General features: G+C 67.9%; 19 protein-coding genes. 10 read left to right on the top strand and 9 right to left on the bottom strand.

The features are described from left to right. Positions 1–33 precede the first annotated feature (33 nt). Entirely contained in the window at positions 34–1,404 is a 1,371-nt protein-coding gene (locus ACH438_RS43070) for a serine hydrolase domain-containing protein (RefSeq protein ID WP_397016476.1), read from the bottom strand. A gap of 295 nt (positions 1,405–1,699) precedes the next feature. Here ACH438_RS43070 and ACH438_RS43065 point away from each other — a divergent pair, with 295 nt between their 5' ends. Then, complete coding sequence (locus tag ACH438_RS43065) at positions 1,700–2,731, top strand: alpha/beta hydrolase (protein ID WP_397016474.1); 1,032 nt, start codon at positions 1,700–1,702, stop codon at positions 2,729–2,731. A 61-nt stretch (positions 2,732–2,792) separates the two neighbouring features. Here the strand turns inward: ACH438_RS43065 and ACH438_RS43060 are convergent, their stop codons facing one another. The 3 genes from ACH438_RS43060 to ACH438_RS43050 all read right to left on the bottom strand — a co-directional run bounded on the left by ACH438_RS43060 (position 2,793) and on the right by ACH438_RS43050 (position 6,275). Beyond that, positions 2,793–4,400 carry a flavin-containing monooxygenase gene (locus tag ACH438_RS43060; RefSeq protein ID WP_397016472.1) on the bottom strand — a complete coding sequence of 536 codons (1,608 nt, stop codon included), beginning with the start codon at positions 4,398–4,400 and terminating at the stop codon, positions 2,793–2,795. 121 nt (positions 4,401–4,521) lie between these two features. After that, entirely contained in the window at positions 4,522–4,926 is a 405-nt protein-coding gene (locus ACH438_RS43055) for an ArsR/SmtB family transcription factor (protein WP_397016619.1), read from the bottom strand. 119 nt (positions 4,927–5,045) lie between these two features. Next, positions 5,046–6,275, bottom strand: a complete 1,230-nt coding sequence (locus ACH438_RS43050; RefSeq protein ID WP_397016470.1) for an MFS transporter — start codon at positions 6,273–6,275, stop codon at positions 5,046–5,048. A 117-nt stretch (positions 6,276–6,392) separates the two neighbouring features. Between ACH438_RS43050 and ACH438_RS43045 the strand changes: the two genes are divergently transcribed. Continuing rightward, entirely contained in the window at positions 6,393–7,136 is a 744-nt protein-coding gene (locus tag ACH438_RS43045; RefSeq protein ID WP_397016468.1) for a hypothetical protein, read from the top strand. Positions 7,137–7,275: 139 nt separating this feature from the next. Here the strand turns inward: ACH438_RS43045 and ACH438_RS43040 are convergent, their stop codons facing one another. Then, the gene (locus ACH438_RS43040; RefSeq protein WP_397016466.1) at positions 7,276–8,058 is read right to left on the bottom strand and encodes an SDR family oxidoreductase; all 783 of its coding nucleotides are present in this window, start codon (positions 8,056–8,058) and stop codon (positions 7,276–7,278) included. A 122-nt stretch (positions 8,059–8,180) separates the two neighbouring features. Beyond that, a complete protein-coding gene (locus ACH438_RS43035; RefSeq protein WP_397016464.1) occupies positions 8,181–9,848 on the bottom strand; it encodes a TerD family protein in 1,668 nt (555 codons plus the stop codon). A 64-nt stretch (positions 9,849–9,912) separates the two neighbouring features. On the opposite strand from ACH438_RS43035, the gene ACH438_RS43030 reads away from it, so the two are divergent. Then, positions 9,913–10,410, top strand: coding sequence for a hypothetical protein (locus ACH438_RS43030; RefSeq protein ID WP_397016462.1), 498 nt, complete (start codon positions 9,913–9,915; stop codon positions 10,408–10,410). A gap of 7 nt (positions 10,411–10,417) precedes the next feature. On the opposite strand, the gene pabB is transcribed toward ACH438_RS43030, so the two are convergent. Continuing rightward, positions 10,418–12,589 carry an aminodeoxychorismate synthase gene (gene pabB, locus ACH438_RS43025; protein WP_397016460.1) on the bottom strand — a complete coding sequence of 724 codons (2,172 nt, stop codon included), beginning with the start codon at positions 12,587–12,589 and terminating at the stop codon, positions 10,418–10,420. Positions 12,590–12,672: 83 nt separating this feature from the next. Between pabB and ACH438_RS43020 the strand changes: the two genes are divergently transcribed. Both ACH438_RS43020 and ACH438_RS43015 read left to right on the top strand, forming a co-directional pair. Continuing rightward, positions 12,673–13,737, top strand: coding sequence for a phosphotransferase family protein (locus tag ACH438_RS43020; RefSeq protein WP_397016458.1), 1,065 nt, complete (start codon positions 12,673–12,675; stop codon positions 13,735–13,737). 77 nt (positions 13,738–13,814) lie between these two features. Continuing rightward, positions 13,815–14,393, top strand: coding sequence for a DinB family protein (locus ACH438_RS43015; RefSeq protein WP_397016456.1), 579 nt, complete (start codon positions 13,815–13,817; stop codon positions 14,391–14,393). Here the strand turns inward: ACH438_RS43015 and ACH438_RS43010 are convergent. Continuing rightward, positions 14,390–15,580 carry a serine hydrolase domain-containing protein gene (locus tag ACH438_RS43010; RefSeq protein ID WP_397016454.1) on the bottom strand — a complete coding sequence of 397 codons (1,191 nt, stop codon included), beginning with the start codon at positions 15,578–15,580 and terminating at the stop codon, positions 14,390–14,392. The genes ACH438_RS43015 and ACH438_RS43010 overlap by 4 nt on opposite strands. 196 nt (positions 15,581–15,776) lie before the next feature. On the opposite strand from ACH438_RS43010, the gene ACH438_RS43005 reads away from it, so the two are divergent. The 5 genes from ACH438_RS43005 (at position 15,777) to ACH438_RS42985 (ending at position 19,808) form a co-directional block, all read left to right on the top strand. After that, entirely contained in the window at positions 15,777–17,207 is a 1,431-nt protein-coding gene (locus ACH438_RS43005; RefSeq protein ID WP_397016452.1) for an amino acid permease, read from the top strand. 9 nt (positions 17,208–17,216) lie between these two features. Then, positions 17,217–18,029, top strand: a complete 813-nt coding sequence (locus ACH438_RS43000; RefSeq protein WP_397016450.1) for a serine hydrolase domain-containing protein — start codon at positions 17,217–17,219, stop codon at positions 18,027–18,029. A gap of 118 nt (positions 18,030–18,147) precedes the next feature. Beyond that, on the top strand, positions 18,148–18,669 hold the full coding sequence (locus tag ACH438_RS42995; RefSeq protein WP_397016448.1) for a DUF3145 domain-containing protein: 522 nt from the start codon (positions 18,148–18,150) through the stop codon (positions 18,667–18,669). 117 nt (positions 18,670–18,786) lie between these two features. Continuing rightward, the gene (locus ACH438_RS42990; RefSeq protein ID WP_397016446.1) at positions 18,787–19,209 is read left to right on the top strand and encodes a hypothetical protein; all 423 of its coding nucleotides are present in this window, start codon (positions 18,787–18,789) and stop codon (positions 19,207–19,209) included. Between the two features lie 116 nt (positions 19,210–19,325). Next, positions 19,326–19,808: an SMP-30/gluconolactonase/LRE family protein gene (locus ACH438_RS42985; protein WP_397016444.1), complete on the top strand. Its 483-nt coding sequence runs from the start codon at positions 19,326–19,328 to the stop codon at positions 19,806–19,808. Here ACH438_RS42985 and ACH438_RS42980 read toward each other — a convergent pair. Continuing rightward, entirely contained in the window at positions 19,742–21,526 is a 1,785-nt protein-coding gene (locus ACH438_RS42980) for a penicillin-binding transpeptidase domain-containing protein (RefSeq protein WP_397016442.1), read from the bottom strand. The genes ACH438_RS42985 and ACH438_RS42980 overlap by 67 nt on opposite strands. Positions 21,527–21,737: the final 211 nt, after the last annotated feature.

The raw sequence follows: 21,737 nt of genomic DNA, 5'->3' as shown, positions 1-21,737 counted from the left end.
CGGACACCTGGGGTGTCCGGGCTCGGGGGTGGGTCAGGCGGTGCGGGTGAAGAGGCGGCCGGCTAGGTCCAGGCCGGTTACGGTGCCTTCGGGGGTGTAGGTGAAGAAGCCTCGTTGGCCTTCGAAGGAGCCCTTGGTGATCATGTATTCGTTGTTGGGGAGGAGGGCGAATTCGAATGGGGGGTGGTCTTGGGGGATGGCGGCGGCGGGGGCGGCGGCTCGGATTTCGGGTTTTACTTTGCAGTCGAGGGTCAGGGTTTCGGCCTCGGTGGTGATTTCGATTGTCATGGCGTCGATTTCGTAGTGGCCGGTGATGGCTCGGGCGATTTCGGGGTCGAAGGGGATCGGGGTGGGGTCCTTGTCGATTACGGCGAGGTAGTGCTCCAGGGTCCAGCGGAGGATGGCGAGGTTGGTGGGGATGCCTTCGGGGCTGGCGTTGGAGAGGATCACGACGGCGAAGTTGCGGGCGGGGACGAGGAGGAGTTCGGCGAACTGGCCGAAGCCGGAACCGCCGTGGCCCACCGTGCGGACGCCGTCGACGTCGCGGAGGAACCAGCACAGGCCGATGGCGTCGCCCAGGGAGCTGGCGCGCAAGGTCACGGTGGGCTGTTGCATCAGGTGGAGGAGGTCGGCGGGGAGGACGGGGGTCCCGTTCTCGGCGTGGCCGTCGCCCAGCTGGAAGCGGGCCCAGCGCAGCAGCTCCGAGACCGAGGCGCCGATGCCGCCGCCGGCGTTGTTGGCGCGGTTGCCCTTCCACTGGCGGGAGACGGAGAGGGTGCCGTCCTCCTGGCGTTCGTGGCCTACGGCGAAGCGGCGGGTCATTACCGCGTCGCGGGAGTAGAAGGTCTCCGACAGGCCTGCGGGAGTGAGAACCAGGTCTTCGACGGCGGTTTCGAAGGGTTGGCCGGTGACCTTCTCGATGACGCGGCCCAGCAGGTTGAAGCCGGCCTGGCTGTAGGAGGCGCGCTCGCCGGGGGCGGCGATCAGCGGCAGTTCGGACAGGGAGGCGGTGAAGTCGGCCAGTGCGCTGTCGCCCTCGCCCATGTCGTTGATGATGTTCCAGTCGAAACCGGCTGTGTGGTTGAGCAATTGGCGGAGGGTGATGGTGGCGGCCGTGTGCTCATCGGCCAGGACCAGTTCCGGAAGGTAGTGGCGCACGGGAGCGTCCAGGTCCAGCTTGCCGTCGGCGACCAGGCACAGCAGGGCGGTGGTGGTGAAGGTCTTGCTGATCGAGCCGATCGCGAAGACCGTGTCCGAGTCGACCTCGACGGGCGCCTCGATATTCGTGACGCCGTAATTGGCGTGGAACTCCTGGCCGTCGGCCCACACCCCGACGGCCACGCCGGGGATGCCGTACTCGGTGGCGATGCTCTCGACGATCTTCGACAGCGCGTTGTCCTGCATGGCTGATGCCTCTCCGTGTCTCGTGCCCGGCCGGTTCTCGGTGGCCGGTGCATCCGGTGACATCACGATGCGCGGCGGCGCTGACAGCCCGCCGACAGCGCACCGACGGCCGCCGACAGCGCACCCGCAATCGGAGTGAGCCAGCTCACGGTCATGCGTATCCCGGTGCTGACCGGCGGGGAGCAATCCCTCTCAGGCCCAGCTCAGTTTCGGGTCAGCAAACGCACAGTGGCGGTGACCAGTGTGGAGGGCTGATTGTTCAGAATGCGTAATACCTGCAAAAGGAGTCAATGGCGTGCGTTCATCGAAGACCTGGGGCGGCGCTGTTGTCGCCCTGGCCGCAACCCTCCTGCTACCGGTCGCCGCCGGCACCGCGCACGCCGCTCCCGCCCTGGCCTCCGCGGGCGCCTCGGCGGACGGCTCGTACATCGCCTCGAGTCAATCGACCGGTGATCGCACGCTGAAGCTGCAGGTCTTCTCCGCCGCCATGAACAAACCCATCGAAATCGACGTGCAACGCGCCGCCGACACCTCCGGGCCGACCCCGGTCCTCTACCTGCTCAACGGCGCCGGCGGCGGCGAGGACTCCGCCACCTGGCAGAAGCAGACCGACGCACTGAACTTCCTCGCCGACAAGAACGTCAATGTCGTCTCCCCGGTCGGCGGCGGATTCAGCTATTACACCGATTGGCGCGCACCGGATCCCACGCTCGGCGTCAATATGTGGAGGACCTTCCTCACCCAGGAACTGCCGCCGCTCATCGACAAGGCGCTGAACACCAACGGCCTCAACGCCATCGCCGGACTCTCCATGGCCGGCACCTCCGTGCTGCAGCTGCCCATCGCCGCACCCGGCCTGTACAAGTCGGTCGCCGCCTACAGCGGTTGCGCGCAGATCAGCGACCCCATCGGCTACAACTTCGTGAACACCGTCGTCGCGGCCGGCGGCGGCAACTCCAAGAACATGTACGGCCCCGAGGGCGACCCCATGTGGGCCGCCAACGACCCGTACGTGCACGCCGACCAGCTGCGCGGCCTGAACCTGTTCATCTCCAGCGGTTCCGGCCTGCCCGGCCAGTGGGACACCCTCAATGGCCCGCACACCCTCCCCGGACCCGGCGGCTGGGCCAACCAGCTGGTCGTGGGCGGCGCGCTCGAAGGAGCCGTCAACTACTGCACCCACAACCTGCAGGCCAAGCTCAACGACCTCGGCATCCCCGCCACCTACGACTTCACGCCCACCGGCACCCACTCCTGGGGCTACTGGCAGGACGACCTGAAGCAGTCGTGGCCGGTCCTGGCCCAAGGCCTCGGACTGCCCGCCTGATCTGCGACATGAAAATCGGCTCGCTCCCGTTGGGGGCGAGCCGATTTCGTGTATCCGACGGCTACGCGGTCAGCTCGAAGTTGGGGTAACCGCCGTCGCGCTCCTCGTCGCAGTAACGGCGGTAGTTGCCGAAACCGCCGATGTAGGGCATGAATACGCGCTTCTTGCCCTCCACATTAGCGCCCATGTACCAGGAATTGGCCTTCACGAAGAGAGTGCCTTCGGCGACCTCCATGAGGTGATCGGTCCACTTCTCGGCCGCCTCGGCGTGCACCTCGGCGCGCTGGATTCCCTGTGCGCGGCAGTGCTCCACCAGCGCCAGCACCCAGTCCAGCTGCTGCTCGGAGTGCAACACCATGTTCGCCATCACCGACGGGGTGCCGACACTGTTGATGCTGAACATGTTCGGGAAGCCCGGGATACCGAATCCGAGATAGGTGACCGGGCCGTCGGCCCAGGTATCGCCCAGGCGGGCATCCTGCGCGCCGCGGATGTCGATACGCAGCAGGGCGCCGGTCATGGCATCGAAACCCGTTGCGTAGACCAGGGTGTCGAGCTCGATGAAGCGGTTCGCCGTGCGGACACCCGTGGGCGTGACCTCCTCGATGGCCTCGCGCCGCAGGTTCACCAGCGACACGTTCGGCCGGTTGAACATCTCGTAATAGCCGGAGTCGGTGCAGATGCGCTTGGTGCCGATCGGGTGATCGGTGGGAATCAGATCGTCGGCCACCGTCTGGTCGTCGATCTTCGCGCGGATCTTGGCCACGGCGAAGTCCCGCACGAACTCGTTCGCGGTCAGATCGCTGTTCTGATCGGGGAAGACCTTGTTGAACAGCACGCCGCCACCGTTCCAGCGGTCCTCCATGGCCTCCTCGCGTTCGGCGGCCGAGAGCTCGACCGCCTTCGTCTGCAGACCGGCATGCGGAGTGGCGGCGGGCGCGTAGTAGGACTTCTCACGCCGCTGCCGGTAGGTGGCGCGGATCTCCTGCTGATCCGCCTCGGTCCACGGCCGATTCGGCACGGGCACACTGAAATTGGGGGAGCGCTGGAAGACCGTCAGCTCCCGAGCCTCCCGCGCGATGATCGGCGACACCTGGATCCCGGACGACCCGGTGCCGATGACACCGACCCGCTTCCCCGTCATCGGCACGCCCTCCTCCGGCCACTGCGCGGTGAAAAGCTCCTCGCCCGCAAAGGTTTCCACGCCCGGCAGATTCGGCTTGATCGGCGCCGACAGGCAGCCGGTCGCGAAAACCACGAAGCGGGAACGATATTCGTCCCCGGCCTCGGTGCCCAGCGTCCATGTCGAGGTCGAGTCGTCGAAATGTGCGGCCGTCACCCGCTGCCCGAACCGATAGCGCTGCTTCAGGTCGAAGCGATCGGCCACATGATCGATATAGGACAGGATCTCCGGCTGCGCCGCGAAACGCTCGGTCCACGTCCAGGACTGCTGCAGATCCTCGTCGAAGGAGTACGAGTAGTCGACGCTCTCCACATCGCAGCGCGCACCCGGGTAGCGGTTCCAGAACCAGGTGCCGCCCACGCTCTCACCGGCCTCCAGCCCGAGCACGCGGAGTCCGGCGCGCGCCGCCCGATGCACGCCGTAGAGTCCGGCGAAACCGGCGCCAATGATGATCACATCGTAGGGACTGCCCTGCTCGGGATGCATGCGGCGACCTCTCACCTTCGTCTCGTGATATTTCGACTAGGCATATCGTCGAGCCGCGTGCGGACGCGTGCGAGGGTTGGTCCCACTGATCAGGAGCAGCAGCAGGGGAAGCCGGACGCGGCTATTCGTGCCCGGGCTCGCCGGTGACCACGTGGTCGGCGTGATTGAGGCCCTCGCGCACCAGGCGCGCCAAGTGGCCGTCACGAATGCGGTAGATGATGCGGCGGCCGTCGCGGCGGGTATCGACCAGACCGGTGAACCGCAGCTTGGCCAGATGCTGGCTGACCGCTGTGCGCGAGGCCCCGCAGGCCTCGGTCAGCGCGGTGACATCGGCTTCGGCCTCGGCGAGAATCCAGAGAATATGCAGGCGAGTCGGATCCGCCAGCATCCGGAAGGTCGCGGTCGCCGCATCCAGGCGGGCCTGATCCGGCTCCGCGGGGTGAGTGAGACTGGCGAACTCGGCCGCGGGCAGTGCCGTGAGCCCGGTCGCGGACGGTGACGCGAGCCCGGTCGCGGACGGTGACATGAGCCCGGACGCGGACGGTGACATGAGCCCGGACGCGGACGGTGACATGAGCCCGGACGCGGACGGTGACATGAGCCCGGACGCGGGCAGCGGCGCCGCATCGCGCTTGCTCACCATGCTCACCTTCCTGCCGATACCGCCACCTCGATGCCCGAGGGAACGGACGCGGGCCACAGTCGAGCGGCCATCGCCCCTGCCAGTGTAGCGAGCGCGGCCAGCGCCACCGCCGTGATCGGCAGCCCGGCCAGCACCCCGAGCCGGCCCGCCATCGGATAGGTGACCAGGAAACACGCATGCGACAGCGAGAACTGCGCGGTGAAAACCGCAGGGCGCGCGGCAGGTTCGGTCTGCGCGCGCAGCAGCCGGGCCGACGGGGTGTTGATCAGCGAGGTCCCCGCACCCAAGACCGCCCAGCTGACCGCGAGCAGCGCCCCGCCGGGCACCGGGCCCAGCTCCGGGACGATCGCCGTCACCAGCAGTCCGATCGGCAACACCACGCAACCCGTCAGCATGACCCGCCGATCCGGGAGCACCCGCAGCACCCGCGGCGCTGCCAATGCCACGATCATGGACCCGAATCCGAAGCAGCCCAGCGCCAATGCGACATCGGTATTCGAGCCACCCAGCCGATCCCGCACGTACACCACGGTATCCACGATCACCAGCGCCGTCGGCGCCGCCACCACCATGTTCATGGCCAGCAGACTGCGCAGCGCCGGTCGCTCGGCCATGAACCGCGCGCCCTCGGTGATGCGGTGCCACAGCGGCGCGGCGCGTTCCGGTATCGGCAGCTGCGGCAGCCGAGTCGTGACCACCAGCAGCGCCGACGCCACGAATCCCGCGGCCGTGCCCACGAACAGCAGATTGAAGCTGATCACCGTGAGCAGCGCCGCCGCCAGGATCGGGCTGACCAGTGCCTCCCCGTCGTAGGCCATCCGGGACAGCGACAACCCGCGCGTGTAGTCCTCCTCATCGTCGAGGATGGCCGGGATCAGCGACTGGAAGGCCGGCGTGAAGGTGGCCGAGGCCGATTGCAGCAGCGCGATCAGTATGTAGATCTCCCACGTCCGCGTGACGAACGGCAGCAGCAGCGCGATCGACGCGCGCACGACATCCGCCGACACCAGCACCACCCGCCGCGGCAGCCGATGCACGAGCGCCGAAATGATCGGCGCCACAGCCACATACGCGATCATCTTGATCGCCAGCGCCGTGCCCAGCACCGCGCCCGCGTCGGCGCCCGCCAGATTGTAGGCGAGCAGCCCGAGGGCCACGGTCAGCAGACCGGTGCCCACCAATGCCACCACTTGGGCGGTGTAGAGCTTGCGGAACTGGGGATGGAGAAGCACTCGGCGCACACGACCACCATAGGGCAACATGTGCGCAGTTGTGCACATGATGGCGGATAAGCGCCACCCGGCCGGTTACGGGCGATTTGCCCGGTGAAACGTCGCTATCCTCGCTCTATGCGGAGGAACCCCACCATCGGCGTCCTGGCACTCGCCGCGGCGCTGACCGTGACGGCCTGCGCCCGGCACGACACCGCACGGCCCGTGCCACCCACCGGCATAACGCCCGGTATGCCCACGCCGGCGCGACCCGTCTCGAACCTGCCACCCTGCGGCGACATCGCCTCGGCCTCGACACCACCCGACTGCGTCCTGCAATCCCGGGACAGCGCCGGACTCGCCTTCGAAGTACGCCACCTGCACGGCGGCATCACCATCACCGTGCTGGACCGGACCGGCAACCAGCTCCAGACCCTCACCGAACCCGACACCTGGACCCCGGCCGAACCACACCTGCGCGACCTCGACTCGAACGGGCGCGACGAAGTGATCATCCCCGTCTATGGGGCCACCTCGAATATCCGCTACGTCATCTACCACGCCACCGGCGACGCGACCCGATTCCAGCGCGCCGGAGAACTCTCCGGCATCGGAATCGACACGTCCACAACGGGATACGTCGCGGTCACCGCGCACGACGGCTACGCCTTCTGGAATGTCGGCTTCTGGGTCTTCGACGCCGACCTGCTGAAGCCCGTCGTCACCGCCCACGTCGAACTACTCGACGACGGCACCGGCAAGGTCTCCGGCAGCAAGTGCACCGTCACCGACGAGGGCGGATTGGGGCGCACCGGGCTGGATCTGGACCAGGCCGGCACGCAATTCTGCGCCGAACCCGCGGTGGCCCGGGTCATGCGCTGACCCGCGAGCCCATGCGCCGGCCACGCCCGTGAGCTCCTGGTACGACCCGACGTACGTAGTCCGGACGAGGGAAATACGTGGAATCTCCGGGAAATTACCGATTCCCGGGACCTACCTGCCGGCTCACCATGAATACAGGTCAGATACCCGGCAGCTCGCACCGCCGGCGCAACCACTCGGCGTAGTCGAACGACACTGTCTCGCCATCGTTGTCGAGACACAGCGCAGCGTCGCGCAACCGTCGCACGACCCGCCCGAGCGGCGGCACCGGCAGCGGCAGCAGGGACTGCCCCAACGTGCGGCGGCGGACCTCGGCCAGCTCGGTCAAGGTCTGCACAATAGGGCCGCCCACATCCGGCAACCGGCCGGACGGGCCCGTCTCCGCCGCAGCAGCCAGGCGAGCGGCCACCACCGTCACGTCCACGGGCTGGAACAGGATGCCGGTATGCGGTGCCACCCGCAATTTCGCTGCCGCGGCAAGAATCCGGTCGATCAAATAGTGAAACTGGGTGGCGCGCAACAGGGTCCACGGCACCGGACCCTGCGTGACCACCCGCTCCTGCGCCGTCTTGGCCCGGTAGTAGGCGAACGGCACCTGGTCACAGCCCACGATCGAGATCTCCACATGATGGGAGACCCGGGCCCGGCGCTCCGCGGCCAGCAACGCCCGCACACCCTCCACCAGCACCCTCTCACTGCGCAGACCGGCGTGATTGGCGGCATCCACCACCGTGTGCACGCCCTCCAGCGCGGCATCCAGGCCCGCGCCGGTCGCCAGATCCACCGGATGATGCTCGGTCCCCGGCACCGGATCGGCGGGCGCGGTACGCGTCAGCACCCGCACCGAATGCCCCTGCGCCGCCAGTTCCCGCACCACCGGTAACCCGAGCGTTCCGGTCCCACCCAAAACCGCCACCTGCATGCCGAATCCCTTTCTCGACGCGCTTTTCTCGGACGCTAGAGCCACAGTCGGTGATGCTCAACATGATTCATCGCATGCTGTCGGATCACGCACATTCCGGCATGACCCGCGTGTCGATGCGGTTAGATCCGCGCACCCTTCGCGCGATTGCAGGCGCGGCACAGGATCTGGAGATTCGCGGCACTCGTCGCGCCGCCGCGGCTCAACGGGATGATGTGATCGAACTCCAGGTAATGGGAATCGCCGCACTCCACGCATTTACCGCCGTCCCGCTGCCAGACCTGCGCTTTTATATCCTGGCCGATGGTGCGGGTATCGCGGCGGCCCGGCGACAAGGCAAGGCGCTTGGCCACCCGCAGCGCACCCTCCACGGCGGCCGCCACCAGATCAGGATCCGCCACCTCGAAGACCGCGCCGCCGCGTGCGGCCGTGGCCGCCAGGATCACCCGGCCGCCTTCCGAGGAGACGGAAACCACTCGGGCCCAGGGCATTTCGATGCCGGTATCGGCCCCGGTGAAACGCAGCTTCCGGGTGCTCACGATCAGACGGCCCTCGGTCAGCTTCGGGCCGCGCGCGAGCTGGCGGATATGGATCGCGGGCACATCCAGATGCACCCGCTCCTCCGGATCCAGATGCAGGCCCGGCGCCTGCACGATCGGCAGCTCGCCCGCCCGCAGGCGAGTCAGCATGCGACCGCGCAGCATTCGCCGCCGCAGATCCTCGATGAGCGGACCGTGCAAGCCGAACTCGCCTACCGCATCCTCGAAATCGTCCAGCTCCACCTGCTCGACAATGCCGTCCGCGAAGGCGAACGCCACCAGCCGCTCCACATGATCGAACGCGACCGGCCGCAACAACTCCAGCCCGGCGGCCCGATCGATGCGATGAAAACGCAAGGCCGCCCACAGCGCATCCCAATCCTCACCGTGCAATCCGGCCGTCCGCAACACCCGTTGCGCCCGGCCCCGCCACGGCCGCAGGTAGGCATCGATCTCGGCCGCGCACTCCCGGCACGGCGCGGGCCGCCCGAACAAACGGCGTCGAGCCTTGCCGCACCGCGGGCAGTGCCGGGCGTCCGCGGGGAAACGCGGCCGGGTGACGTCGGTCCACTCCGCGCCGTCCCACCAGCGCAGCCGTTGCGCGCCCTCGGGGTCCGGATGCCACTCCGCGCGTTCCGGATCGGCGGGCGTCGGGGTCGCCTGCGGTTCGCGTCCGAGCGACACGCCCTGGTGAGCGCGTGCGAGTCCGCCGACCGGCTCGGTGCTGCGGGGCGGTCGCAGGGGCGCCGCGCCGGGATCATGCACCCGGACACCGAAATCCGTGACGAGGCGGGCCAGGCTCGGCCGGCCCTGAGCGTCGGCGCGAAACAACCACTCGTCGTCCTCGCGGTAGAAAGCGCCGAATATCATGGCGGGCACCGGATCCGGTGTGGCGACGTCGTAGTGGGCCACCGGGCGATCGTGGTCGAACACGGTGAACGACAGGCCCGGAATATCGGAGAACACGCTGTGCATCGAGCCCGCCACCACGATGCGCGTCACCGCCGGCTCGGTGCGCGGCAGGGAGATCGACAGGCGGGCCGTACCGGGCGCGGGCTCCTGATCCAGGGTCACCGCTTGCGAGATATGGCGCGGCGTGCGGTGGTAGACGAAATCTCTGTCGGAGCGGACCCGGCCCGAGGCATCGAGCAGTAAGGCATGCGCATCGACCCCGTGTCCGGAGTGCCACGAAAGCACCACCGTCAGAAGCGATGTCGGAACCGGCGCCTGGTCACCCTTCGTGAGTTTCATCGTGATCGAACTATGCCACGGGCCCCCGACAGACTCTGTCACAGAGCTGAGGCACAGTGGACTCATGACCGATCCCAAGGACCCCGCACGCAGGTCCCAGCCCCCACGTGCCAAACCCGCCACCCCGCGCGTCCCCACCGCCGCCGACATCCTCGCCGCCGCCCAATCCGCCGTCGAGGCCGCCCAGACCGCCGCCGGCCAAGCCATCGACTCGGCTCAGCTCACCGGCCGCACCGCCTTCGACACCGCCGTCCGCCTGCCCCCGGCCTCCATCCAGCTGGCCGCCCAGCTCCCCGACCTCATCGAGAACCTCACCACCGCGGTCGAACGCCTCAACGCCACCATCGACCGACTCGACCGCACCCTCGCCCTGGCCGAACCCGCTTTCGTCGCCTACGACCGTCTTCTCACCCGCCTCGAATCCGCCACCACCCTCGCCGAGGACCTCTTCTCCCGCCTCGACAAACTCCCCGGCGCCTCCCTCCTCGGCCGCCTCACCGGCCGCGACCACCCCGAACCCCCGGCCGCCGAACCGAAATCCCGCCTCGACCGCAAGAAGTAACCGGGGATCAGGCCTGCGGGAGTACCACGCGGCTGCCCACACCGGGGAGGGCGCGCAGGGCGGTGGCGGCCTTCCAGACCATTTCGGCGTACTCGTCTTCGGGGTCGGAGTCGAGGACGATGGCGCCGCCCGCGCCGACGCGCCAGCGACCCTCGTGACGGACGGCGGAGCGGATGACGATGTTCAGGTCGGCGGTGCCGCCCAGGCCCAGGAAGCCGATGGTGCCGGAATAGATGCCGCGCGCTTCGGTTTCGAGGGCGTCGATGATTTCCAGGGTGCGGAGTTTGGGGGCGCCGGTCATCGAACCGCCCGGGAAACAGGCTCGGAGGCAGTCGATCACGTTCATGCCGTGGCGGAGCTTGCCGCGCACCGTGGAAACCAGTTGATGCAGGGTCGAATACGTTTCGACCGCCATCAGTTTCGGGACGTGCACCGAACCCACCTCGCAGACGCGGCCCAGGTCATTGCGCAGCAGGTCCACGATCATCAGATTCTCGGCGCGCGTCTTCGGGCTGCTGGCCAGTTCCGCGGCCAGGCGCTCGTCCTCGTCCGGGGTGTGGCCGCGGGGCGCGGTGCCCTTGATGGGCTTGCTCTCCACCGTGCCGGAACGATCTATCTTGAGGAACCGCTCGGGGGAGGAGCAGGCCACCTCCAGCTCGGCGAAACGCAGGAAGGCCGCGTAGGGCGCGGGATTACAGCGGCGCAGGGTGCGATAGACGGAGAGACCGTCACTGTCGATCGGGAGATACGCGCTGTCGGTGATGCAGATTTCGTAGGATTCGCCCGCGTGCAGCTGTGCCCGGCAGGCCGCCACATCGGCGAGATACTGCTCCCGGCCTCTCGTCAGCAGCGGCGCGACCGTGCGCTCATCGGCGGTCAAGGCCAGATCCGGCGGATTCGCCCACGTGGGAAGGGCTTCCACAATGGCCGAGGTGCGATCCAGCCACTCCCGCGCACTGCCGATGAACTCCGGCGACGCGGGATCCGGGGCGGCGGAATTCCATTCGGTCAAGGCCAGCAGATGCGTGCGCCCCGCCTCGTGATCCACCACGATCAGCCGATCCGCGAACAACCACTGCGCATCCGGCGTCGCCGCGCGATGCGTGGCTTCCGCGCCGCAGTCGGCCTTCATCTCGTAGCCGAGATAGCCGACATAGCCGCCGGCGAAATCGAAAGGCACATCCGGGAAGTCGAGCCAGCGCAGACGCAGCTGACCGGATAGGTAATCCAGCACGCTGCCCGGCACCTCGCGGCGCCCGGCGGCCGACTCGACCTCGACGTGGCCCGAGCCGACCCGATAGCGCACCACCTCGGCGAGCGGGCCCGACGCATCACCCAGGAACGAGAACCGATCCAGCCCCGGCTCCACATGCTCGCTGTCGAGCCAGAAGGCCGTCGGGGAATCCCGGTAGAGGCTCAGGAAGACGGCTTCCGCATCCACGGCCCGCTCGATCACCGCCTGCTCGACCCGATAACGGGTCACACCCGGCGGTGTCTCCGTCCAGAACGTGTGCCGTGAAAGCCTTTGCGACTCTTCCGCGGTCAGCGGCCGCGGGGACCGATCGACAGGCGCCGGCTCGTGCACGACTCCGCCGTGATGCGCCCGCGTCAGCGCCGCGAAATTGCGTAGCAGGGTCCGGCCGTGCTCGCTCGCAATGGATTCCGGATGGAACTGCACACCCCACTGCGGCCGGGTCCGATGCCGGACGCCCATGATCACGCCGTCCGGCGCGGTCGCGGTCACCTCCAGCTCGTCCGGCAAGGGCAGTGCGGCACACAACGAGTGGTAGCGCACGGCCGTGAAGTCCTGTGGCAGCTCGGCGAACAGGTCGCGGCCATCGTGCGTGATGTGATCCGGGAACCCGTGCCGGGCCTGCGGGGCGGCGGTGACCACGCCCCCGGCGGCCAGCACGATGCCCTGATGCCCGAGACACACACCCAGCAGCGGCAACTCGGCCTCGGCGATCAAGGCCGCGGAGATACCGAAGTCGCGTGGCACATCCGGTCGTCCCGGGCCGGGGGAGATGACGATGTTGTCGTATTGCGCGAGATCCAACTCCGCGAGCGCTGCGACCGCGTCGTTGCGCACGACCACGGGTTCGACCCCGTTCACCTCACTGATCAGCTGATACAGGTTGTAGGTGAACGAGTCGTAGTTGTCGATCAGCAGCGTGCGCATTTCGCAGCAAACATTACGTGGTCAGCCGGTCGGATTCTTACTGCGGGCGAGTGCCTTCAGTTCCGGTTGCGACCTACGGCACAATGGCAGGCATGTCTGTAGCGCAGCCGGTCGAAGTGGATCGAGACGTCGTGGATTTCGCGGCCGTCGGGAAATGGATGGATGAGCAGGGCCTGCCCGCCGGGGAATTCACCGGGGTGGCGCCGCTCGGCGGCGGCACGCAGAACATCATGCTGCGCTTCACCCGCGGCGGCCGCGACTACGTGCTGCGCCGCGGGCCCAAGCATCTCCGGGCCGCCAGCAACAATGTGATCCGCCGCGAATCCCGCATCCTCGGCGCGCTCGACGGCACCGGGATCCGCGCACCCAAGGTGATTGCGGCCGGCGCCGCCGACGACGTCATCGGCGCCTCCTTCTACCTCATGGAACCCATCAACGGGTTCAACCCGCAGACCGAACTCCCCGCCCTGCACGCCGGCGACCCCGAGATCCGGCGGCAGATGGGCCTCTCCGCCGTCGAGGCCATCGCCCGCCTCGGCGCCCTCGACCACGAGGCGCTCGGACTCGCCGACTACGGCAAGCCCGACGGCTTCCTGGAGCGTCAGGTGCCGCGCTGGCTCAAGGAACTCGAGTCCTACAGCGCCAACGAGGGCTACGCCGGACCGGAGATTCCCGGCGTCGAACGCGTCGGCGACTGGCTCGACCGCAACCGGCCCGCACAGTGGAAACCCGGCATCCTGCACGGCGATTGCCACCTCGCCAACATGATGTTCTCCTACGACGGCCCCGAAGTCGCGGCCATGGTCGACTGGGAGATGTCCACCATCGGCGACCCGCTGCTCGACCTCGGCTGGCAGATCGCCACCCGCCCCGAACCCGGCACCACCGGCGCGGCCCTCATCGGCACCCTCGGCGCGGTCGGCGGACTGCCCACGCCCGCGGAGATGATCGAGCACTACGGCAAATTCAACGACCGCGACCTGAGCAATGCCACCTGGTACACGGTGCTGGCCTGCTTCAAACTCGGGATCGTGCTGGAAGGCACGTATGCGCGGGCCGCGGCGGGCAAGGCGCCAAAACAGGTCGGGGACTTCCTGCACGCCATCACGCTGGAACTCTTCGACAAGGCGCACCGGCTCATGGAGTGAGCAAGATGTCGGGATCTCGACGCGATATGGCAGGATATTAGTGGTCGAAAAGATTACGACACACTAGGTTATCGGTCATGCCGATCGTTCCTGACAGCAAAGACTGGACCTGGGTGCTGGAACGCACCTGCACCGAATGCGGATTCGCGCCGGACGCCGTCTCCTTCGAGGCGGTGCCCGGACTGGTCCGCGACAGCGCCACGCGCATCTCGGCCGCACTGGAACGCCCGGATGCCACTGTGCGGCCGGATGATTCGACCTGGTCCACGCTCGAATACGCGGCGCACGTGCGCGATGTGTGCCGGATCTTCGAACACCGCCTCGACATCACACGCACCGGTTCGGCGCGACCCGGACCGGTGATCGGCGGGTACGACTCGTCCGTCTCGCTCGACGATGCCGGTATTCCGACCTTCGCCAACTGGGACCAGGACATCACCGCGGTCGCCGAGAACTACGGCAGCCAGCGACCCGGCGCCGTCGCCGCCGAACTGTCCGCGGCCGCCGAGAAGACCGCCGGCGCATTCGAATCCGTGCCCGACGCCGACCGCGCGCGCTTCTCCCGGCGCAGCAACGGCTCCCAGTTCACGGTCGACTCACTGGCCCGCTACTTCGCGCACGACCTCGTGCACCACGTGCACGACGTCCGCGGCTAACCGCAGCGCAGCAGCGCCTCACGGAGATTGCGGGAACGGACATCGTCCAGCACCGCCATACCCAGGCGGTTCATGGCATAACCGAAGCCGAGACCCGTTGCCGGATCGGCGAATCCGAACGAACCGCCATAACCCGTGGTGCCGTACGCCCGCTTGTCGGAGCCGAAACGGAAACTGCCGCACGACTTCCGAAAACCCAGGTGATAGCGGCTGTCGGTGAGCAGCACCAGATCCGCCGCGGGCACATCATTCGCGGTCTCGGCGGTGGCCAGCCGGGCCAGCACCGCCTCGTCGATGGGCAGCTCACCCGTACCGCCCGCCGCCGCACCGTAAACCCGGGCCAGCGAGCGGGCGGTGCCCACACCACCGGCGGCCGGACTCTCCACCGACAGGAACTCCCGGCGGGTCGCCCGCGCGGGCGCACCCACCTGCGGGGAGTTCAACGCCTGGAACGACAGTCCGCGCTTGGCGTAGAGCTGCACGCCGATCCGCACGGGCACGTCCCGCTCGTAGCGCAGCACGTCGAGGCCCTCGGTGGCGGACAAGGTCGCCACCCGATCCAGCGAAACCTCTTCCGGCAGGCCGATATAGAAGTCCAAGCCCAGCGGCGCCGCGAAATCCTCGGCGAAAACCCGGCCCAGCGTGCGATGCGCGGGATCCACCCGGCGAATCAACTCACCCTGATACAACCCCGCCGTGATCGGGTGATACCCGTGCCGGGTCCCCGGCCGCCACAACGGTTTCTGCGCGGCCAGGGTCACCGCCAGCGCGTCCAGATCGGCCATATCCGTCAACCGCACCGTGCGATCCAGCGCGGCCAGCCCGGCCTGATGATCCAGCAACTGCCGGACGGTGATCGACTCCTTGCCGTTCGCCGCGAACTCCGGCCAGTACTTCGCCACCGGCGCTTCATAATCCAGCAGCCCCCGCGACACGGCCGACGCCACCACGAACGCCGTCATCCCCTTGGTCGAGGACCAGACCGGCGCCATGGTGTCCCGCTCCCACGCCACCTTCCGCTTCCGATCCCGATACCCCGCCCACAGATCGACAACAGGCCGATCCCCATCGAAGACGGCGACCGCCGCCCCGATCTCCCCATGCCGCGCGAAGTTCCGCCGGAACGCATCCGCCACCGGCCCGAACCCGCCATCCACCTCACCGTGGACCCTGACCTGCTCACCCATGATGGCCCGATCGTATCGACCCGCGAGCGGGCACTCATGGTGGCACCTACTCGGCGAATGCTCGAGTGAGCGCCCGGTGATCACCCGACCAGCTCCGGGCGGGGAGTGCGGGGTTGTTGCGGGGCGGTATGTACGGTTTTTCGACACGTCGGGCTCGGGCGGGGATGTGGGGGTTGACCGGGTAGCGTGGCCGGGCGTGCCCGGTCTATCCACGATTACCGCATCATTGCTGCGGACCAAGCCTGTCGAACAGCTCGCCTCCGAGGGGGAGCACACCGCGTTGCGCCGCAGTATGGGGCTCATTCCGCTGATCGCCCTGTCGGTGGGTGCGACGCTGGGGACCGGGATCTTCGTCGTGCTCGGGGAGGCCGCGCCGCTCGCCGGGCCCGCGGTGGTGGTGTCGTTCGTGGTTGCCGCGCTGGCCGCGTTGTTCTCGGCGCTGTCGTATGCGGAACTGGCGAGTGCGGTGCCGGTGTCGGGGTCGGCTTACTCCTATACCTATGCGACGCTCGGGGAGATCGTGGCCTGGGTGTGCGGGTGGTGCCTGCTGCTGGAGTACGGCGTCTCGGTGGCGGCGGTCGCGGTGGGGTGGGGTGCGTACCTCAACGAGTTCCTGGGGTCCACGATCGGGTGGCGGATTCCGGATGCGCTCGCGTCCGCGCCGAGTGACGGCGGGATCGTGAACCTGCCCGCGGCGGTGGTGGTGCTCATCGCCACCGGGGTACTGCTGCAAGGGGTTCGGGAGAGTGCGCGGGTCACCACTGTGACCACCATGATCAAGATCGCGGTGCTGGTGTTCTTCGTGGTCGTCGCGGTGACGGCGTTCAACTCGAGCAACCTGCATCCCTTTGCGCCCGCGGGAATTTCGGGCATCAGCGCGGCCGCGTCCATGGTGTTCTTCTCGTTCATCGGGTTCGACGCCGCCTCGACCGCCGGTGAGGAAGCCAAGAATCCGCAGCGGGATCTGCCGCGCGCCATCATCATCTCGCTGGGCATCGTGACCCTGGCCTATGTGCTGGTGGCGCTGACCGCGGTCGGCGCGGTGGGTGTGGACAATGTGAGCAGTTCGGGCGCTTCGCTGTCCACGGTGCTGGAGCAGGTGACCGGACGGGGCTGGCCCGCAACGATTCTCGCGGCCGGCGCGGTCGTCGCCATCGCCTCGGTGGTGCTCACCGTGCTGTACGGGCAGACCCGCATCCTGGTGGCCATGTCCCGGGACGGGCTCATGCCGAAGGTGCTGTCGAGGGTCGGGAGCAAGCGGGTGCCGACCACGAACATCCTCATCGTCGGCGGCGCGGTCGCGGTGCTGTCGGCGCTGATCCCGCTCGGAGAACTGGTGAATGCCACCAATATCGGCACGCTGGTGTCCTTCGGGCTGGTGAACATCGGGGTGCTGGTGCTGCGGCGCACCAAGCCGGATCTGCCGCGCAGCTTCCGGACGCTGGTGCCGCTGGTGCCGGTACTGGGCGTGGGCATGTGCGTGTGGCTGCTCGTCCATCTGCCGGGCGTGACCTGGCTGGCCTTCACGCTGTGGTCGGCGGTCGGGCTGGTGGTGTATTTCGGCTACGGGCGCCGCCGGTCCGCGCTGAGCCGAGCCGCCGGGGCGCGGGCGGAGGTCGACTCGTAGGCTCGTAGCGTGCGAGCGCTGGAGCAGATTCGTCAGTGGCCGGTCCGGAACGCGGCCGCGGGTGTCGTCGCCCGCGGGAAGGGTGTCGTCGACACCGAGGGGGACATCGCGAAGGTGTTCCCGCTCGCGTCGGTGACGAAACCGCTTGTGGCATATGCGGTTCTGGTCGCCATCGAAGAGGGGGCCATCGAGCTGGAGCAGCCGGCCGGGCCACCGGGGTCCACCGTCCGGCATCTGCTGGCGCACACCTCGGGACTCGCCTTCGCCACCAACGAGGTGCTGTCCGAGCCCGGGCTGCGGCGCATCTACTCCAGTGCGGGATTCGAGGTGCTGGCCGATTTCGTGGCCGCGCAGACCGGGATTCCGTTCGACCGCTACCTGCACGAGGCCGTGTTCGAACCGCTGGGCATGGCGTCCTCGGTGCTGGCCGGGTCGGCCGGGCACGGGGCACGGTCCTCGGTCGCAGACCTGCTGCGGTTCGCTGGTGAATTGCTGGAGCCCACGATTGTGAGCGCGGAACTCGTTTCCGAAGCTGTCACAGTGCAATTCCCGGGACGCAATGGCGTACTCCCCGGCTACGGGTCGCAGCGCCCCAATGACTGGGGACTGGGCTTCGAAATCCGCGACCACAAAACGCCGCACTGGACCGGCGGCGCCAACTCGCCGCGCACCTACGGCCATTTCGGGCAATCCGGCACCTTTCTCTGGATCGACCCGGAAGTCGGCATGGCGTGTCCCGCGCTGGCGGACGAAAATTTCGGTGATTGGGCGCGAGCCGCCTGGCCGCCCCTCAGTGACGCCGTGATCGCGGAGTTTGCGTAGTCTGCGACACGTCGGGGAAAGCAACACACGTAACACCGGGCACTCCAGTAAACTCGGGCAACGCCGGCCGCGGAGATCGTTGGGGAAGACGTTCCTCGTCGAGCCGGAGGTGTCAGTGGTGCGTGCGTCGGGTCAGTTCGCCGAGGCGACGTCCGGAGTCGTCTATATCCATTCGTCGCCGGCGGCGCTGTGCCCGCACGTCGAATGGGCACTCACCTCGACCCTCAAGGCCCCCGCCAAACTCCGCTGGACCGGACAACCCGCGGACCCGGGACATTTGCGCGCCACCACCGACTGGTTCGGTCCGGCCGGTACCGGCGGCAAATTAGCCAGCGCATTGCGGGATTGGCCGGTCCTGTGTTTCGAAGTCACCGAGGAACCCAGCGAAGGCGTGGACGGCGAACGCTACAGTTTCGTTCCCGGACTCGGCCTCTGGCGCGGCACGGTCAGCGCCAACGGCGATGTCATGGTCGGCGAGATGCGCTTGCGCGCCATCATCGACGACGCCCGCAGCCGCCGCGCCGATATCGCCGCCGAGATCGACCGCGCCCTCGGCACCGCCTGGGACGACACCCTCGAGCCCTACCGCTTCGGCGGTGAAGGCGCGGAAGTCACCTGGCTCCGCCGCGACGTCGGCTGACCCGACTGTCCGGCTTGTCCGGATTTGGTGGGCGTGGCAGGTGACTCGGGACCCGCGCTCCGGGCAGAATGCGCAAGGAGGCACCGGAGAATCGCGCCAACGATGTGTGGAGGGCTCATGCAGCGGATCACAGGCACACTCGGCATCGCGGTGCTGGCCGCGGTCACCGCATTCGGGATCGCCGGATGCAACGACAAATCGACCACCGGCGCCACCGGCGGGACCAGCACCTCATCGCAGCCGAGCAGCGCCGCCGCCGGCGCCTTCCCGGCCTCCGGACACGAACTCGTGCAATGCGGCACCGGTCCGTGGGGATTGGCCGTCGTCGCCTCCACGGTCAAGGGCAACGACTACTGCCCGACCGCCATGGCCGTCGTCAATGCCTACGCCGAACAGCGGGCCAAACAACCCGACGGAGATGTGGCCGTCGTCGTCGCGGATATCCGCTGGGTCTGCGGCGAACGACAAGGCGACCCCAACCCGGTCCAGCAATGCGCCAGCCAGAACGAATCCGCCGAGAAAGTCCGCCTCGTCTCCTGAACGGAAGCTGTTTCTCCGGCCGGAAATTCGATTTCTCGGCAGGGCCTCCACACGCGCGGCCACGCCACTAGGCTCGGGTGCGGCATCATCCCGGCACGGCAGAGGCAGGACTTCGGATGAGCGACTTCGAGACACTGGTCACCGGACGCGGCCTGGTCGAATCCCCGCGCTGGCATGACGGCCGGTTGTACTTCGCGGACTGGTCCTCGGGTGAAGTGCTCGCGACCGACCTCGCCGGGCACACCGAGACCGTGGCGCGCGTCGACTCACTGCCGCTGTGCCTCGCCTGGCACCCGGACGGCGACCTGATCATCGTGGATTCGCCGAAGGGGCAACTACTCCGGCACACGGCCGCGGGGGACCTCGCACTCTCTGCGGACCTCGGCAAGCCGGGCTGGAACGACATCATCATCGACGGGCGCGGCAACACCTACTCCCTGAATGGGCGGCTGTCCGCGTCGAATACCGATCCAGCACGGCCGCAGCCCATTTCATCGACGGACTGCTGCTCGGCATCGGCTAGCGCACGGCGTCAGTGGAGCGCGCGCAGCATGCGTCCCGCCGCATCGACTGCCGGAGTGGAACTGTTCGCGTCGTAGATGAACACCGCGATGGCCAGATCACCGGAGATGCCGACGAACCAGCCGTGGGCATGCTTGTCGTCGATGAACTCGGCGGTACCGGTCTTGCCCAGCATGTCCGGGATATCGCGCAGATTGGTCGCGGTGCCGGAGGTGACGGTCTCCCGCATCATGGGCTTGATCTCGTCCGGGATATTCGCGGGCAGCGGCGCGGGAACCGGATTCGGCTTCCCCGGCTGACCGGCGACGAGAGTCGGATTCGGGACCGAACCGTGCGCGATCGTGGCCGCCACCAACGCCATACCGAACGGGGTGGCGGTGACCTGCCCCTGACCGATGCCCGACTCCACCCGCTCGGCGGGCGTGTTCGCGGCGGGCACCTTACCGGTGACAGTGGTGAGTCCCGGTGTCACGAAGTCGATTCCGAGCCCCAGCTGGGCGGCCGCCTTGGTCAGCCCGTCCGGCGGCAGCTGCACCGCCAGCTTGCCCATGGTGGTGTTGCAGGACTGGGCGAACGCGGTGTGCAAGGGGACATTGCCGAGGTCGAAGTTATTGTCGTTCGGGATGGTCCGGCCCTCGATATCGGCGCTGCCCGGGCACGGGAGCACGGTATCGGGCGTGACGATGCCGGCCTGCAGGGCCGCGGAAACCGTCACCGTCTTGAACGTGGAACCCGGCGGGTAGAGACCGGTCAACGCGATCGGGCCCTGCGCGTCGGCGGGCGAATTCTGCGCCATGGCAAGCACATTCCCGGTCGAGGGCTGCAGCGCCACAATGGCCGCGGGCTGCGTGATCGACGAGAGTGCGCCCAGCGCCGCCCGCTGCATGCCCACATCGAGCGTGGTGCGAATATCGCTGGTGGTCTTGGCATCCTGACCCGCGATGCGGACCGTGCTGCCATCGGAGGTCGTCGCGCGGACCGCCCAGCCGCTCGCCGCATCGGCCTGCTGCTGCCACAGATCGGCGAGACCGGAGAGAGTCGGTGAGGTCAGCGCCTTGTCGGTAGTCAACAACCGGGTCTGCTGGGCCAGCGTGACACCCGAGAGCGCGGACAACTGCTGCTGAATGGGTGCGAGATCCGAATCCCGCAGCGTGATCGCCGTGATCGGCTTACCCTGCGCCCCGGAGAGATCCGATTGCAGCGAGGCCGCGGTGATACCGGGCGAGATGGGCGCCAGCAGCGCCGCCACCGCGCCCAGATCCGCACCGGACGACACATTCACCAGCGTCACCACCTGCTGCGTCATCAACTCGCCGCCATTCGAGTCGAGAATGCGCGCCGGCTGCTGCGGATAGGCGGGGCCATAACTCAACGGCCCCTGATCCAGCCCAGGCGCGACGGTCAGCGGATTCCAATGCACTTTCCAGCCACCGTGATCCGCGGCGGTGCCCTGCGTCGTATACGTCCATTCGTTCTTGCCGTCGGCGCCGAGTTTCCAGGTCGCCGATAGTTCGAAACTGTCGCCACCGTTCTTCCCGGTGTCCTGCACCTGGAATTTCACGTTCTTGCCCAGTCCGTCGTACAGCGGGCCGAGCGCCGCGGACGCCGACTTCGGGTCGTCGGTCAGCGCCGCCGCACCCTGCACATCGTCCTTGGTCAGGGCATCGGCGAACTGCTGCGCCACCGATTTGGGCTGCGCCGGCCCCGAGGAGGAGCAGGCGGCCAGCGCCACCACAGGCGCCGCGAGCAGAGCGAGAATCCTGGTGGTTGTTCGCACCCGACCGACCCTACTCATTCCGGGCGGGCCCGGAGCAATCGCAATTCGGAATGAAACGAGCCGATTCGGTATCGATCGAGGAAAGACGATACGAATCGAGCCGGAACACAACGCAAAAGCGGGCAGTCTCCGTGGAGGCTGCCCGCTTTTGTTGCCGTGTAGTGATTTACAGCGGGATGTTCTTGTTGTGCTGCGGGCGTGCCGGTGCGGCGGCCAGGGCGGCGGCGAT

Origin of the sequence: Nocardia sp. NPDC020380 (assembly GCF_044386975.1) — a bacterium.
GTDB lineage: Bacteria > Actinomycetota > Actinomycetes > Mycobacteriales > Mycobacteriaceae > Nocardia.
Note: the sequence above shows the minus strand (reverse complement) of the source record. Positions and strands in the feature narration are given on the sequence as shown.